The sequence below is a fragment of the Tardiphaga sp. 866_E4_N1_4 genome, from assembly GCF_052076075.1.
Lineage (GTDB): Bacteria > Pseudomonadota > Alphaproteobacteria > Rhizobiales > Xanthobacteraceae > Tardiphaga > Tardiphaga robiniae.
On record NZ_CP197242.1, the window covers coordinates 143,831 to 157,209 of the forward strand.

A 13,379-nucleotide genomic window follows, 5' to 3' on the forward strand; every position below is an offset into this window, starting at 1 on the left:
CCGTTAGCTCTGCCGATCGCGCGGACCGGCCCAGTTCATGATGGTCGCAGCGAGCGCTTCGACCGCAGGGGGCGGGTGGTCCGGTAAGATCACCGCGAACTGGATGTCGGGCAGTTTCGGCAAGCCCTCGCGTGACGACAGGATCGTCAAACCGGGCGGCATCAAGCGGACTGAATGCGGCAACAGGCCGATGCCGGCACGCGCCGCAGCGCTCAGGCCGGAGACATTGGCGCTCGTGAATGCGATGCGCCATCGTCGCCCCGCCGCTTCGAGAGTCTCCAGCACGCCGACGCGCGTGATGCTGGGCGGCGGGTAGAGGATGAGCGGCAAGGGACTGTCGGGATCGAGCCGGAATTCGGGATGCGCCATCCATTCGATCGGCTCTTTCCAGGCAATCCTGCCCCGGCTGTCGCCATCTCGCCGCTTCACCAGTGCGAGATCCAGCCGACCCGCATCGAATGACGTGCGCAGATCCTCGCTTAGCCCCGAATGCAGTTCGATATCAAGCTCCGGATGCCGGCGCGCGAAAGCGGCGAGCACGTTCGGCAACGCCGACAGCACGAAATCTTCCGATGCGCCGAACCGCAACCGGCCGCGCAGCGGCGCAGCCGACAGATACTGCTGCAGATGGGCATAGCGTTCCAGGATCGAGCGCGCATGATCGAGCAGAACATCGCCATCCGGAGTGAGGCCCACCCGGTGGGTGCTGCGGTCGAATAGGCGACGGCCGGTCTGCTCTTCAAGACGGCGAATGTGCTGGCTGACGGTCGATTGTTGCAGGCCCAGCAAACGGGCCGCACCGGTGAAGCTTCCGGCATCGGTAACCGCGACGAAGCTTTGCAACAGGTCGACTGGCACGTAATCCATGGTCATCACGATACATGATGATTGATATCGTTGTTATGGGGATTTTGCATCAAGGCGGAAGAAATTAGATTTGGGCCATCAAACAGAGGGTCATCGCTATGATCACACGCCGCCATATCAGATTACCGATCGATCAATTCCTGTTGTGGCTGACAGCAACAGTCGCGCTGGCTGCCGTCCTGCCCGCGCGCGGCGATGCCGCCGTCTATGTCGATCACACCGTCACCGCTGCTGTCGCGCTCCTCTTCCTGCTTTATGGTGCGCGCTTGTCGCCGACCGCGGTGAAGGAGGGCCTGCTGCATTGGCGGCTGCAGTCGATGGTGTTCTCCAGCACCTATCTTCTGTTTCCGCTCGTCGGCGTTGCGGCGAGTCTCGCGCTGCGTCCGTATTTGCCAGCCGACCTCGCCACCGGTCTTCTCTTCATGTGTCTGCTGCCGTCCACCGTACAATCATCTATCGCCTTCACCGCGATCGCGCGCGGGAATGTCCCGGCGGCGCTGTGCAGCGCATCGGTGTCCAATCTGCTCGGCGTCGTGCTCACGCCGATCCTGGTTGCGCTGTTGCTGTCTTCGGCAGGTAGCGGATTCTCTATCGTGGCGTTTGAGGAGATTGCCGCGCAGATCGTCGCGCCCTTCGTGGTCGGGCAGTTGATCCGCCCCTGGGTCGGTGCGTGGTTGCTCTCCCATTCGCGTCTCACCTCGACGGTCGATCGCGGCTCCGTGCTGCTCATCGTCTATGCCGCCTTCAGCGCCGGCATGGTCGAGGGAATCTGGGGCCAGCTCTCGGTCGGCACTCTCGCAGCGGTTCTCGCCATCGATCTGGCGGTGCTGGCAGTCGTCATCGTCTCGACCATGCTGGCTAGCCGCTGGATGGGCTTCTCGACCGAGGACGAGATCGCCATTGTCTTCTGCGGATCAAAGAAGAGCATGGCCAGCGGCATTCCGATGGCTGCGATCCTGTTTCCGGGTCACGCCCTCGGCCTGATCGTGCTGCCGATCATGCTGTTTCACCAGGCTCAATTGTTCGTCTGTGCGATCCTTGCGCGGCGCTATGCGGGGCGCCGGGCTGAGCAGGGTATCGAAGGCGAAGCCGCGATGCTGTCGACGTGAGGCGTCGCTCGCTGGGTTAAGGATGGCGCGCGAAGCTCGTTGGCTTCGCGCGCCGTCTTTATTCAGAGCGGCGGATGCGCTTAAAACGTCACCACACCGCGGATACTCTCCCCGCGCTTCATCAGATCGAACCCCTTGTTGATGTCGCTCAGCGGCATCACGTGGGTGATCATCGGGTCAATCTGGATCTTGCCCTGCATGTACCAGTCGACGATCCTCGGCACATCGGTACGGCCGCGGGCGCCGCCGAAAGCGGAGCCGCGCCAGACGCGGCCGGTCACCAGCTGGAACGGGCGTGTCGAGATTTCAGCGCCGGCAGGCGCCACGCCGATCACGATGGATTCGCCCCAGCCGCGGTGGCAGGCTTCCAGCGCCTGACGCATCACCGTGACATTGCCGGTGCAGTCGAAGGTGTAATCGGCGCCGCCGATCTGGTCTGCACCGCGTTTGGTCATGTCGATGAGATGCGGGACCAGATCCTTGCCCAGCTCTTTCGGGTTGACGAAGTGGGTCATGCCGAAGCGCTCGCCCCAGGCCTTGCGGTCATTATTGATGTCGACGCCGATGATCATGTCGGCGCCGGCGAGACGAAGACCCTGCAGCACGTTGAGGCCGATGCCGCCGAGGCCGAACACGATCGCCTTGGCGCCTTGCTCGACCTTGGCGGTGTTGAACACCGCGCCGATGCCGGTGGTGACGCCGCAGCCGATATAGCAGACCTTGTCGAACGGCGCGTCCTCGCGGATTTTCGCCACTGCGATCTCAGGCAGCACGGTGTAATTGGCGAAGGTCGAGGTGCCCATATAGTGGTGAACAGGCTTGCCCTCGAGCGAGAAGCGCGAGGTGCCATCGGGCATCAGGCCCTGACCCTGCGTCGCGCGGATCGACGTGCAGAGATTGGTCTTGCGCGACAGGCACGACGGGCACTGGCGGCATTCCGGCGTGTAGAGCGGGATGACATGGTCACCCTTCTTCACGGAGGTGACGCCGCGGCCGACATCGACGACAACGCCGGCGCCTTCATGGCCGAGGATCGCCGGAAACAGACCTTCGGGATCGGCGCCCGACAGCGTGAACTCGTCGGTGTGGCAGATGCCGGTGGCCTTGATCTCGATCAGCACTTCGCCGTCGCGCGGGCCTTCGAGCTGAACGGTGGTGATCTCCAGCGGCTTCCCGGCACTGATGGCAACGGCGGCACGAACGTCCATGGCAAATTCCTTCGATAATGGTCTCGGTGTCGTGATGTCAGGCGGGCAGGTCCGCGCAAACAGCCATTGCCGCTTAGCACATGATGGGGCACTGAGCAGCCCATGAAACAGGTTCAGAAAAGCGATCTTGAAATCCTGATCGGACGCGCCGCACCCATCGTCTTCGTGCTGCTGTGGAGCACCGGCTTCATCGGCACCAAGTATGTGCTGAACGGCGCTGAACCTCTGACCTATCTGACCGTGCGCATGATGCTGGTGGTCGCGATCATGGCGGTGATCGTCGCGTGGGTACGACCGGCGTGGCCGGATCGCGCGGGCATCGGCCACAGCATCGTCGCCGGGCTGCTGGTGCAGGGGCTTTATCTCGCCGGCACCGTGTTTGCGGTGGCGCACGAGGTCCCAGTCGGTCTGTCGGCGCTGATCCCGGGTCTGCAGCCGATCCTCACCTCAATCCTCGCCAGTCGGTTTCTCGGCGAGCGCGTCACGCCGCTGCAATGGGGCGGGGTAGCGCTCGGTCTCGCCGGTGTGTTGCTGATCCTGCATGGTCGGCCGATGACGGGCGAGGCGGGCTGGGGCTGGTTCGCGTCCGGCGTTTCGCTGATCACGATCACCGTCGGCACGCTCTATCAGAAGCGCTATTGCGGCGGCATCGACTGGCGCACGGGCAGCTTCATTCAGCAACTCGCAGCAATGGTCATGCTCGGCATCGGCGCGCTGGCCCTTGAGACCAATGTGATCCACTGGTCGGCGGAGTTCGTGCTGTCGGTGGTGTGGCTCGCGGTGGTGCTGTCGATCGGCACCGTTGGGCTGCTGTACTGGCTGCTGCGGCGTCAGGCCTCGAGCCAGGTGGCGAGCCTGTTCTATCTGGTACCGGCCGTGACGGCGCTGATGGCGTTCGTTCTGTTTGGTGAAAAGCTCGATGCCGTTGCCATCATCGGCATGATTGCCTGCGGCGCTGCGGTATTGCTGGTCAACCGCGCCAAGGCCTGATGCCATCCTGCGTCAATCCAGACCCCGGACATGAAAAAGCCTCCGGGCTTGGACCCGGAGGCTTTCACATCTGCGAAGAAGCTTACTTCTTCTTGGCAGCCTTCTTGGCCTTCTTGGCCTTCTTCGGAGCGGCCTTCTTGGCGGCCTTCTTCACGGTCTTCTTGGCAGCCTTCTTCACGGTCTTCTTGGCGGCCTTCTTGACGGTCTTCTTCACTGCTTTCTTAGCCATTGGTCTCGCTTTCTGGGTTTTCTTCTTTGAAGATTTCTTCGCAGAAGTTTTCTTGGTGGACTTCTTCGTCTTCTTAGCCGGGGTCACTTTCTTTGCGACTTTCTTTGCGGCCTTCTTGACCTTCTTCGCCACCGAGGTGGCGACTTCCTTAGTCGCGTCGGCTGCGCTGCTAAGCGCGTCCGTCACTTGCTCCAGGACTGGAGTGTCGTCGTTCATAGCATCCCCCAACATTGTCGACTTTTTCACGTTAGTCCGATTCGGGCGCGTGTTGAAGAGTGTGTCATCGACAGTCAACTATTTCGTATCGTTGTGTACGCCTTTAATGCGCGCTCGCGACCGACTTTGTGATCGACGATCGGCGACGGATAGTCTTTGCCTAAAGTGATTCCCGCGTTTTTCAGTTCGAGCGGTGAAGCTGTCCAAGGCTGATGAATATGTTTTGTGGATAGTTCTGTCAGTTCGGGTATCCAGCGCCTGACATAGACACCACCGGGATCGAACTTCTCACCCTGCAGGATCGGATTGAAGACGCGGAAGTAGGGTGCTGCATCCGCGCCGGAGCCTGCGACCCACTGCCAGTTGGCGGGATTGCTGCCCGCATCCGCGTCGACAAGCGTATCCCAGAACCACTTCTCGCCCTCGCGCCAGTCGATGAGCAGATGTTTGACGAGGAAGGATGCGACCACCATGCGTACGCGATTGTGCATCACACCGCTGTGCCAGAGCTCGCGCATGCCCGCATCGACGATCGGATAGCCGGTTAATCCGCGTTGCCACGCACGCAGCGCCTTGCGATCGGTCTTCCATGGGAACTCATCGAAGGATGATTGCAGATTGCGCGTGGCCAAATCGGGAACATCGAACAGTAGATGGCGGCAGAACTCGCGCCAGCCGACTTCGCTCATGAACTTTGCGATGTCGCTGCTGTGCTTCGGATGTTCTGCAGCTGCGAAATGCGCCGCGGTCCAGATCTGACGCGGACTGATCTCGCCGAAGCGAAGATGCGGCGACAGGCGCGATGTGATCTCGCGGTCGGGCCGATCGCGGTCGCTGCTATAGCCCGCGATCTCCTTGAGGAAGCGCTTGAGATGTTTCTGCGCGGCGGCTTCGCCTGGCGTCCACATCTCGCGCAGACCGCCGGCCCAGTCGGGCTTCGATGGCTCTAGCGCCCAGTCGGCGAGCTTGTCGCTCTTCAGTTTCGGTGCGGGTATGAGTTTCTTCGGCGGCGGAAGCGGCTTCGCCGGTTCGCCCATCGCCTGAACGCGCCGCCAGAACGGTGTGAACACGCGCAGGCCGCGGCTCTCCTTCGTGCCGGTCTCCTTGGCGCGGATTGTCGCAGGATGCGCCAGCAGGTCACCCGGAAAGCTCTGCGTGCCGATATCGAGGTCGGCAAGCGCTTCGGTGACGCCATCGGCGACCGCGAGATGCGGCGCCTGCGCGATCTCGTTCCAGAAGACGTGGCTGGCATCGACCGCGCGCGCCACGTCGACAATGACGTCGGCCGCAGCGCCCTTGCGCAGCACCAGCGTGCCGCCGATGGCGTCAAGGCTTGCGCTGAGCGCGCGCAGCGACTGCGCTAGCCACCACCTCGTCGCGTCGCCCATCGGCCGCGCCTGCGGTGGCTTCAATGCCTTGCTCTGTTCATCGAGGATGTAGAGACAGATTACCGGCGCATTGCGCTTGGCTGCGGCATGAAGGGCAGGGTGATCGGACAGACGAAGGTCGTCGCGAAACCAGACGACGATAGGTGCCTGCGTCGGTGTTGAGGTCGAAGATTGATCGGTCATCACTCATCCAACGCGGATGTCGGGTGATTGATCCGGCCGCGAATACCGCGAGAGGCTTTGCAACCCTGCGCTCATAGGCGCCTAGTATCAGGACATTTATTACTGAATTGGTACTGGAAGTTATTTCGAACCGATACGCCGTTCTCTGGGTGACGACGTCGATCGTCATGCCGCCGCTGGATCTGCTCTTCCTCGGCTTCGTCGCGAGAGCTCCCTGCAAGGACGTGGAGAGGGCGACCCCATGACTGCAGCATCGATTCGACGGGGCAAAGAAAAGAGGCGCCGCGATCTCTCGCGGCGCCTCTCTGGTTCTTGCAAATCAGTCGCAGCGTTACTTCGGCTGCGGCACGATGCGGATATAAGGCTTCGGCTCTTTCCAGCCGTTCGGATAGATCGTCTTGGCTTCGTCGTTGGTGACGGAGCCGGCGATGATGACGTCCTCGCCATGCTTCCAGTCTGCCGGCGTGGCGACGCGATGCTTGGCGGTCATCTGCAGTGAATCGATGACGCGCAGGATTTCCTGGAAGTTGCGGCCGGTGGTCATCGGATAGACCAGCACCAGTTTGATCTTCTTGTCCGGCCCGATGATGAAGACGTTGCGCACGGTGGCGTTGTCCGCGGCGGTGCGGCTGTCGGCATCGCCCGCCACGTCGGCCGGAAGCATGTTGTAGAGCTTCGAGACCTTGAGGTCGGTGTCGCCGATCATCGGGAAGGTCGGGCGGGCGCCCTGGGTTTCGTTAATATCGTCGACCCACAGCGCGTGCTTGTGCACGGGGTCGACGCTGAGGCCGATCAGCTTGACGCCGCGCTTGTCGAATTCCGGCTGCAGCTTGGCAAGCGCGCCGAGCTCGGTGGTGCAGACCGGGGTGAAGTCCTTCGGATGCGAGAACAAAAGAGCCCAGCTATCGCCGATCCAGTCGTGGAACTTGATGCGGCCAGCCGTGGTTTCGGCCTCGAAATCGGGGGCGACGGCGTTGATCTGGAGCGTCATGATGGACCTCATGTCATTCTGTTTACAGATGAATTTCGTGGGCCATTATAAAGGCGCACTCTGGTAAATGGAACTGTCCGGCAAAAAGGACAAGAACTTTCTTCAAATTCGGCGCGCACTGGCATTCAGTTTCACGCAAGGCGGCTGCGGCAAAATACCCACGCAACATGATGTTATCGGATGCCGTGATGTTGCCTCCCGCGCGGCGCAATCCCGCCTGACCGCATCGCCACATCTGATCGAACCCAGCAGCGTCTCGGCGCGACTGAACTGCAACGGTTAGGGATAAGAAGAACTCCTGTCGATCTCTTAACCGAGCGTTAAGTCGCCCATGGAATTGCTGGGGTATGTTGAGAAATATGCTGCAAACAGAAGAGCTTGAAATGTCATCCGCTGCCGCTGCCGACGTATTCGGCGCCATCGAAACGTCCTCCATCAACGATCATCGCGCTGCGGCGCACGCCCTCGCCATCGTGCGCGACGGCGTTATCACCGGCGAAGGCCCGACCACCCGTGGCCGTATCCATTTCTCCCGTGCGCTTGATGCCGATGACGCCGCCTGGTGTGAGCGCATCCTGGGTGCGTCGGCACTTGCCAGCCAGCCGGTCAGCCGCGACGAGGCCGAGGCACTGTTCGCGATCAACGAAGCTGCAGCCGAGCGCAGCGATGACGGTCGTTTCGACGACCTGTTCGCCAAGGCTGTCGTGCATCACGCGGCGTCCGCGTCGGGCCTGCCGGTGCCGCCGCGTGCGGTGGCGCTGTCGCCCGATGTTGCCATCGAGACCTGGGCGCCGACCAAGGCCGTCGGCGTGAATATCGAAGTGCTCGAATGGATCGCGTCGCAAATGCGCGCCAAGCGCGTCAGCAATGCCGCCGTCATGACCCTGGTCACGACCGTAGTCGGCGCCGCGACGCTGCAACTGCCGAATGTGTTCGACATCGGCATGTAAGCCGGTCGCAGATCGTCAGAATACGAAAACGGCGGAGCGTGGCTCCGCCGTTTTTTGTTGGAGCTGTCCTTACTTCGCGTCGAGACCGACAGTCCGGCCGGGGAAACCGGCGACATCGAAATATTTGTGCTCGCCGACCTTCTGCAATTGCAGCACCGTGACCAGACCCTGATCGTCGGGCGCCGAACGCATCAAGTCGGTCGTTGCCGTCGGCGTCTCGCCCGTCACCGTCGCTTCGCTCATCACACGGCCGATCAGGCTGCCTTTGGCATCGCGCTTGAGACCGAGCAGATGCGCGGCGGTCATGCCGGTATCGGCATTGCTGACCGGCAGGGGATCGACGAAGGCGGCTTTGAAGTCCGGACCGATCGCCGCCATAAAGTTGTGGGTATCGCCGCGCCCGAACGAACCATGCATGCCCTGGCCCTGACGCAGGACGGTGTCGGCGACCTCGACCTGGCACGCCGCCGGCTCTTCGCAGCCCTCCGAATAGGAGCGGAATGAGACGACGATCGCGGGATGCGGCGTGACAGCCTTGCCGGACAGGTTGATCGACGACAGTGGCAGCGCGCCGGGGAAGGAGCCCAGCGAGTCCTCAACGAAGATGCCGCTGATGTAATCCTGTTTGAGCAGCGCCTTTACGGTGCGGTCGGCGAGGTCCTTGTCGCCGGTCGGCAGATAGATCAGGTCAGAGCCGCCATTGGTGGCGATGATCAGCTCGGGCTTATCCTTGTCCTTGCCGATATAGGCATTGCCGGCTTTCGGATACGCATTGTCGACAACGGCGGCGAATTTGTCGTTGGGATCGAACAGCGGCAGGTCGAGCGACTTGGCAAGATCGATGGCCAGGAAGCCCAACGGCAGGAAGCCTTCCGGTGTATCAGCATAGGTGCCCTTGATGGTCGCCGAGGTCTTGCTCTCCTTGGAGATCGTCGAGAAGCCGTGATCCGCCGAGATCATGATGTTGGTATTGGCGGCGAGGCCGAGATCGTCGAGCGTCTTGCGCAGCTGAGCCAGATTGTCGTCAGCGTTCTTGATCGAGGCCAGCGAGGAGGGGCCGTTGATGCCGGGCGTCACCTTGTTGAGACTGTCGCCCTGGTTGTGCTGGGTGCCATCGGGATCGCGCGACCAGAAGATCAGCACGAACGGCTTGTTGCGTGCCTTGAACATCGGCAGCACCACTTTGCTCGCGACATCGGCCATATAGGCCTGCTGCTTGATATTCGCCTCGACCGTGCCCGGCGTCTTGGCGTCGCCAGCCTTGCCGTTCTCGCCGCGGCCCGGTGTTTCGACCGCGAGGCCAGCCTTCGCCAGGGCGTCCTTCATCTCATCGGACAGGGGAATGCCGAGCAGCTTGCCTGCTTTGTCGATGCCGCCGGTCTGGTCGTCGATGGTGATCGTCTCCTTGCCGGTGCGTTCGGTGTGATCGAACATCAGGGTCGGGCCGACCTTGCCGATCGCGGCGGTGGAATAGCCGGCCTTGCGCGCGGCCTTCAGCAGCGTTTCCTCATTGAGGTAGTCGCCGTTGAACTGCTCGTCGAGATCGCCCAGTACTTGGTCGTGTTCGATGAAGGGGATCGGGCTGTTGTTCTGCACCGGGGTGGGGTGGCCGGTATAGATCGAGTTCGAGAACACGCCGGTATCGCCGAGATAATGGCCGGACGCCATGCCCGACGCATTGGCCATGGTGAAGGTCGGAAACAGCGAATGCGAGTTCCGGAAATTGACGCCATTATCCCGCACCGCGGACATCGCAGGCGCCGTTTCCGGCGTCACTTTCAGCGCCCGGAGCCCATCAGGTACGAACAAAATGAGGTTGCGGGGAGGGCTGTTTTGGGCGAAAGCCGTTGTTGCGGATATAAAAGTAAGACTGAGGGAGAGGATGGTGGCGCAGCGCATGAAAAACCTCGCTTCGAAAGAACTCGGCCGATCCGGTCCAGACGTCTTCTCTAGTTTTTGTCCGCGACAGAATTGTTACGACTGCGGCGCCATGCCACATTGTACCGTCGACCCCATCTTTCCGATCCCGCCTCAAGGTTGCAAGTAAGACAGCTCATGTTCAAAAAAATTCTGATCGCCAATCGCGGCGAGATTGCCTGCCGGGTCATCAAGTCCGCCCGCAAGATGGGTATCAAGACCGTCGCCGTCTATTCTGAAGCCGATCGCGATGCGCTGCATGTCGAGATGGCCGACGAGGCCGTGTTCATCGGACCTCCGGCAGCGGCCGAGAGCTATCTCCTGATCGAGAAAATCGTCGAGGCCTGCAAGAAGACCGGCGCCGAAGCGGTGCATCCCGGGTACGGCTTCCTGTCCGAGCGCGAGGCTTTCCCACGCGCGCTGGAGGCCGCCGGTATCGTGTTCATCGGCCCCAATCCCGGCGCCATCGCCGCCATGGGCGACAAGATCGAGTCCAAGAAAGCCGCCGCGAAGGCCAACGTCTCCACCGTGCCGGGCTATCTCGGTGTTATCGAGGATGACAAGCATGCCGTGAAGATCGCCGACGAGATCGGCTATCCCGTGATGATCAAGGCGTCCGCTGGCGGCGGCGGCAAGGGCATGCGCATCGCGCATTCGACTTCGGAAGTGGTCGAGGGTTTCAACCTCGCCAAGGCCGAGGCGAAGTCGTCGTTCGGCGACGACCGTGTCTTCATCGAGAAGTTCATCGTCGATCCCCGCCACATCGAAATCCAGGTGCTCGGCGACAAGCACGGCAACGTGATCTATCTCGGCGAGCGCGAATGCTCGATCCAGCGCCGCAACCAGAAGGTCATCGAGGAGGCCCCGTCGCCGCTGCTCGACGAGACCACCCGCCGCAAGATGGGCGAGCAGGCCGTCGCGCTGGCCAAGGCCGTGAATTACGACAGCGCCGGCACCGTGGAATTCGTCGCCGGTCAGGACAAGAGCTTCTACTTCCTCGAAATGAATACCCGTCTGCAGGTCGAACATCCCGTGACTGAGCTCGTCACCGGCGTCGATCTCGTCGAGCAGATGATCCGTGTCGCTGCCGGCGAGAAGCTGCAGCTGGCGCAGAAGGACGTCACCCTGACCGGCTGGGCTGTGGAGTCCCGCGTTTATGCGGAAGACCCGTTCCGCAACTTCCTGCCGTCGATCGGTCGTCTCGTGAAATATCGTCCGCCGGCCGAGAGCAAGTCCGACAACATCACCGTGCGCAACGACACCGGTGTGCAGGAGGGCGGCGAGATCTCGATCTATTACGATCCGATGATCGCCAAGCTTGTCACCCACGCCCCGTCGCGCGCCGCCGCCATCGAGGCGCAGTCTCATGCGCTCGACGCCTTCTATATCGACGGTATCAGACACAATATTCCGTTCCTGTCGGCGCTGATGAGCCATCCGCGCTGGCGCGAGGGCAATCTCTCCACCGGCTTCATCGCCGAGGAATTTCCCAAGGGCTTCGCCGCCAGGGCGCCGGAGGGCGAAGTCGCCCGCCGTATCGCCGCGGTGGCCGCGGCCGTCGACTCCATCTACGGCGAACGCAAGCGGCAGATTTCCGGCCAGTTGATCGGCCGTCCGGTGACCCGTGCGGGTCGCCGCGCCGTGTGGCTGGAGCGCGAGGAGATCGCGCTCGACGTGGCCCGTGACGGCGATGTCGTGACGGTGGCCTTCGTCGGTGCTGACGGCAAGACGGGTGCGCCGCATAAGCTCTCGTCGTCCTGGAAGCCGGGCGTGCCGGTCTGGGAAGGCACCATCGATGGCCATAACGTCGCCATGCAGGTGCGCCCTCAGACGTCGGGCATCCGCATCGCGCATCAGGGTTATGAAGTCGCGGTCAATGTCTTCACCGAGGCGGAGGCTACCGCTGCGCGCCTGATGCCGGTGGGCGTCAAGGCCGACACCGGCAAGAAGCTGCTGTGCCCGATGCCGGGCCTCGTCGTCTCGATTGCCGTGACCGAAGGCCAGGACATCAAGGCCGGCGAGACCCTGGCCGTTGTGGAGGCGATGAAGATGCAGAACGTGCTGCGTGCCGAACGCGACGGCACCGTCAAGAAAATCCATGCCGCTGCCGGCGCAACGCTGGCGGTGGATGCGCTCATTCTTGAATTCGCGTGACGACGTTCCGGCAACGCCGCTACGGCCTCCGGGCGATCCTGTCCGGCGATCGCTGCATGCGTCCGGGATCGGTCTATGACGCGATCTCGGTGCGTATCGCCGAAGACCTCGGCTTCGAGGTCGGCATGTTCGGCGGCTCGGCGGCGTCGCTCGCCATTCTCGGCGATCCCGACATCGCGCTGATCACGCTGTCCGAACTCACCGAGCAGATGCGGCGGATGTCGCGCGCCGGCTCGCTGCCGGTGCTGGTCGATGCCGATCACGGCTATGGCAATGCGCTCAATGTCCGCCGTACGGTGGAAGAACTCGAAGCCGCCGGCGCCGCCGGCCTGACCATCGAGGACACGCTGCTGCCTGCCGCCTTTGGCGAAGCGAAGGCGCAGCTGATCTCTCCGGAAGAGGGGCTCGGCAAGGTCAAGGCTGCGCTGAATGCGAGACAGGACCCGGCGCTCGTCATCGTCGGTCGCACCGGCGCCGCGTCGATCACATCCGTTGATGACGCGATCGCACGCGCCAAATCCTATGAAGGTGCGGGCGTCGATGCAGTGATGTTCACCGGCCTCAAGAGCCGCGCCGAACTGCAGGCGGCCGCTGCTGCGACGACGTTGCCGATCGTGCTCGGCAGTCCCACCGACGACATGGACTGGGATTTTCTCAGCGCCCAGCGCGTCCGCATCGCCATTCAGGGCCATGCGCCGATCTCCGCGGCGACCGCTGCCGTCCATGCGACTCTTAAAGCAGTACGCGAAGGTGCGGGGCCGAAGGAGCTGAAGAATCTTGCCTCAAGCGAGTTGATGGAGAGCGTCACCCGCGGTGCCGTCGTGAAACAGCGCGGCATCGATTTCCTAGGACTCAAGAAATAGATGAGTGGCGTGATCCGTCACGTGATGATCTTCGGCCGCGTGCAGGGCGTTGGCTATCGCTACTGGGCCGGCCAACAAGCCCCGTTGCTTGGCCTCGAAGGCTGGGTGCGCAACCGCCGCGATGGCAGTGTGGAAGCGGTGTTTGCGGGACCCGCCGATATTGTCACTGACATGATCGAGGCGTGCCGCCGTGGTCCAACGGCCGCGCGCGTCGATAGCGTCGTGACGAGCGATGCCACCTCCGACATGCTTGCCCTACGCGTTAACGGTGAGGTTTTCTCGCAATTGCCGACGCTGTAATTCGGATCGCGTCG

The 13,379-nt window shown here is 62.3% G+C and carries 13 protein-coding genes; 7 read left to right on the plus strand and 6 right to left on the minus strand.

Annotation, left to right across the window (positions count from 1 at the left end):
- Window positions 1-3: 3 nt before the first annotated feature.
- Window positions 4-867, minus strand: coding sequence for a LysR substrate-binding domain-containing protein (locus tag AB8B20_RS00645; RefSeq protein ID WP_439071317.1), 864 nt, complete (start codon window positions 865-867; stop codon window positions 4-6).
- Between the two features lie 98 nt (window positions 868-965).
- Here AB8B20_RS00645 and AB8B20_RS00650 point away from each other — a divergent pair, with 98 nt between their 5' ends.
- Window positions 966-1,976 (plus strand): bile acid:sodium symporter family protein, encoded by a 1,011-nt coding sequence (locus AB8B20_RS00650; RefSeq protein ID WP_439071319.1) that lies wholly within the window; start codon window positions 966-968, stop codon window positions 1,974-1,976.
- A gap of 80 nt (window positions 1,977-2,056) precedes the next feature.
- On the opposite strand, the gene AB8B20_RS00655 is transcribed toward AB8B20_RS00650, so the two are convergent.
- The gene (locus tag AB8B20_RS00655) at window positions 2,057-3,184 is read right to left on the minus strand and encodes an S-(hydroxymethyl)glutathione dehydrogenase/class III alcohol dehydrogenase (RefSeq protein ID WP_439071320.1); all 1,128 of its coding nucleotides are present in this window, start codon (window positions 3,182-3,184) and stop codon (window positions 2,057-2,059) included.
- A gap of 102 nt (window positions 3,185-3,286) precedes the next feature.
- Here AB8B20_RS00655 and AB8B20_RS00660 point away from each other — a divergent pair, with 102 nt between their 5' ends.
- On the plus strand, window positions 3,287-4,174 hold the full coding sequence (locus AB8B20_RS00660) for a DMT family transporter (RefSeq protein ID WP_439071322.1): 888 nt from the start codon (window positions 3,287-3,289) through the stop codon (window positions 4,172-4,174).
- 82 nt (window positions 4,175-4,256) lie between these two features.
- Here AB8B20_RS00660 and AB8B20_RS00665 read toward each other — a convergent pair whose 3' ends face one another.
- From AB8B20_RS00665 to AB8B20_RS00675, 3 genes are all read right to left on the minus strand, one after another.
- Window positions 4,257-4,619 (minus strand): hypothetical protein, encoded by a 363-nt coding sequence (locus tag AB8B20_RS00665; protein WP_068730647.1) that lies wholly within the window; start codon window positions 4,617-4,619, stop codon window positions 4,257-4,259.
- A 74-nt stretch (window positions 4,620-4,693) separates the two neighbouring features.
- Window positions 4,694-6,190 (minus strand): cryptochrome/photolyase family protein, encoded by a 1,497-nt coding sequence (locus tag AB8B20_RS00670; protein ID WP_439071324.1) that lies wholly within the window; start codon window positions 6,188-6,190, stop codon window positions 4,694-4,696.
- Window positions 6,191-6,521: 331 nt separating this feature from the next.
- Window positions 6,522-7,181 (minus strand): peroxiredoxin, encoded by a 660-nt coding sequence (locus AB8B20_RS00675; RefSeq protein ID WP_089267220.1) that lies wholly within the window; start codon window positions 7,179-7,181, stop codon window positions 6,522-6,524.
- Between the two features lie 67 nt (window positions 7,182-7,248).
- Between AB8B20_RS00675 and AB8B20_RS00680 the strand changes: the two genes are divergently transcribed.
- Together AB8B20_RS00680 and AB8B20_RS00685 are read left to right on the plus strand one after the other, a co-directional pair.
- Window positions 7,249-7,464, plus strand: a complete 216-nt coding sequence (locus tag AB8B20_RS00680; RefSeq protein ID WP_089267221.1) for a hypothetical protein — start codon at window positions 7,249-7,251, stop codon at window positions 7,462-7,464.
- 100 nt (window positions 7,465-7,564) lie between these two features.
- On the plus strand, window positions 7,565-8,131 hold the full coding sequence (locus AB8B20_RS00685) for a hypothetical protein (protein ID WP_439071326.1): 567 nt from the start codon (window positions 7,565-7,567) through the stop codon (window positions 8,129-8,131).
- A 69-nt stretch (window positions 8,132-8,200) separates the two neighbouring features.
- On the opposite strand, the gene AB8B20_RS00690 is transcribed toward AB8B20_RS00685, so the two are convergent.
- Complete coding sequence (locus AB8B20_RS00690; RefSeq protein WP_439071328.1) at window positions 8,201-10,030, minus strand: alkaline phosphatase family protein; 1,830 nt, start codon at window positions 10,028-10,030, stop codon at window positions 8,201-8,203.
- A gap of 156 nt (window positions 10,031-10,186) precedes the next feature.
- On the opposite strand from AB8B20_RS00690, the gene AB8B20_RS00695 reads away from it, so the two are divergent.
- The 3 genes from AB8B20_RS00695 to AB8B20_RS00705 are packed head-to-tail and all read left to right on the plus strand — an operon-like array spanning window position 10,187 to window position 13,365.
- A complete protein-coding gene (locus AB8B20_RS00695) occupies window positions 10,187-12,202 on the plus strand; it encodes an acetyl-CoA carboxylase biotin carboxylase subunit (protein WP_439071330.1) in 2,016 nt (671 codons plus the stop codon).
- Window positions 12,203-12,258: 56 nt separating this feature from the next.
- Entirely contained in the window at window positions 12,259-13,065 is an 807-nt protein-coding gene (locus AB8B20_RS00700; RefSeq protein ID WP_439073005.1) for an isocitrate lyase/PEP mutase family protein, read from the plus strand.
- On the plus strand, window positions 13,066-13,365 hold the full coding sequence (locus tag AB8B20_RS00705) for an acylphosphatase (RefSeq protein WP_439071332.1): 300 nt from the start codon (window positions 13,066-13,068) through the stop codon (window positions 13,363-13,365).
- Window positions 13,366-13,379 lie beyond the last annotated feature (14 nt).

What these genes read in the sequence shown, in the direction of transcription:
- AB8B20_RS00645 (WP_439071317.1), bottom strand. Translation starts at nt 867, where the DNA reads ATGGATTACGTGCCAGTCGACCTGTTGCAAAGCTTCGTCGCGGTTACC.
- AB8B20_RS00650 (WP_439071319.1), top strand. Translation starts at nt 966, where the DNA reads ATGATCACACGCCGCCATATCAGATTACCGATCGATCAATTCCTGTTG.
- AB8B20_RS00655 (WP_439071320.1), bottom strand. Translation starts at nt 3,184, where the DNA reads ATGGACGTTCGTGCCGCCGTTGCCATCAGTGCCGGGAAGCCGCTGGAG.
- AB8B20_RS00660 (WP_439071322.1), top strand. Translation starts at nt 3,287, where the DNA reads ATGAAACAGGTTCAGAAAAGCGATCTTGAAATCCTGATCGGACGCGCC.
- AB8B20_RS00665 (WP_068730647.1), bottom strand. Translation starts at nt 4,619, where the DNA reads ATGAACGACGACACTCCAGTCCTGGAGCAAGTGACGGACGCGCTTAGC.
- AB8B20_RS00670 (WP_439071324.1), bottom strand. Translation starts at nt 6,190, where the DNA reads ATGACCGATCAATCTTCGACCTCAACACCGACGCAGGCACCTATCGTC.
- AB8B20_RS00675 (WP_089267220.1), bottom strand. Translation starts at nt 7,181, where the DNA reads ATGACGCTCCAGATCAACGCCGTCGCCCCCGATTTCGAGGCCGAAACC.
- AB8B20_RS00680 (WP_089267221.1), top strand. Translation starts at nt 7,249, where the DNA reads ATGGAACTGTCCGGCAAAAAGGACAAGAACTTTCTTCAAATTCGGCGC.
- AB8B20_RS00685 (WP_439071326.1), top strand. Translation starts at nt 7,565, where the DNA reads ATGTCATCCGCTGCCGCTGCCGACGTATTCGGCGCCATCGAAACGTCC.
- AB8B20_RS00690 (WP_439071328.1), bottom strand. Translation starts at nt 10,030, where the DNA reads ATGCGCTGCGCCACCATCCTCTCCCTCAGTCTTACTTTTATATCCGCA.
- AB8B20_RS00695 (WP_439071330.1), top strand. Translation starts at nt 10,187, where the DNA reads ATGTTCAAAAAAATTCTGATCGCCAATCGCGGCGAGATTGCCTGCCGG.
- AB8B20_RS00700 (WP_439073005.1), top strand. Translation starts at nt 12,259, where the DNA reads ATGCGTCCGGGATCGGTCTATGACGCGATCTCGGTGCGTATCGCCGAA.
- AB8B20_RS00705 (WP_439071332.1), top strand. Translation starts at nt 13,066, where the DNA reads ATGAGTGGCGTGATCCGTCACGTGATGATCTTCGGCCGCGTGCAGGGC.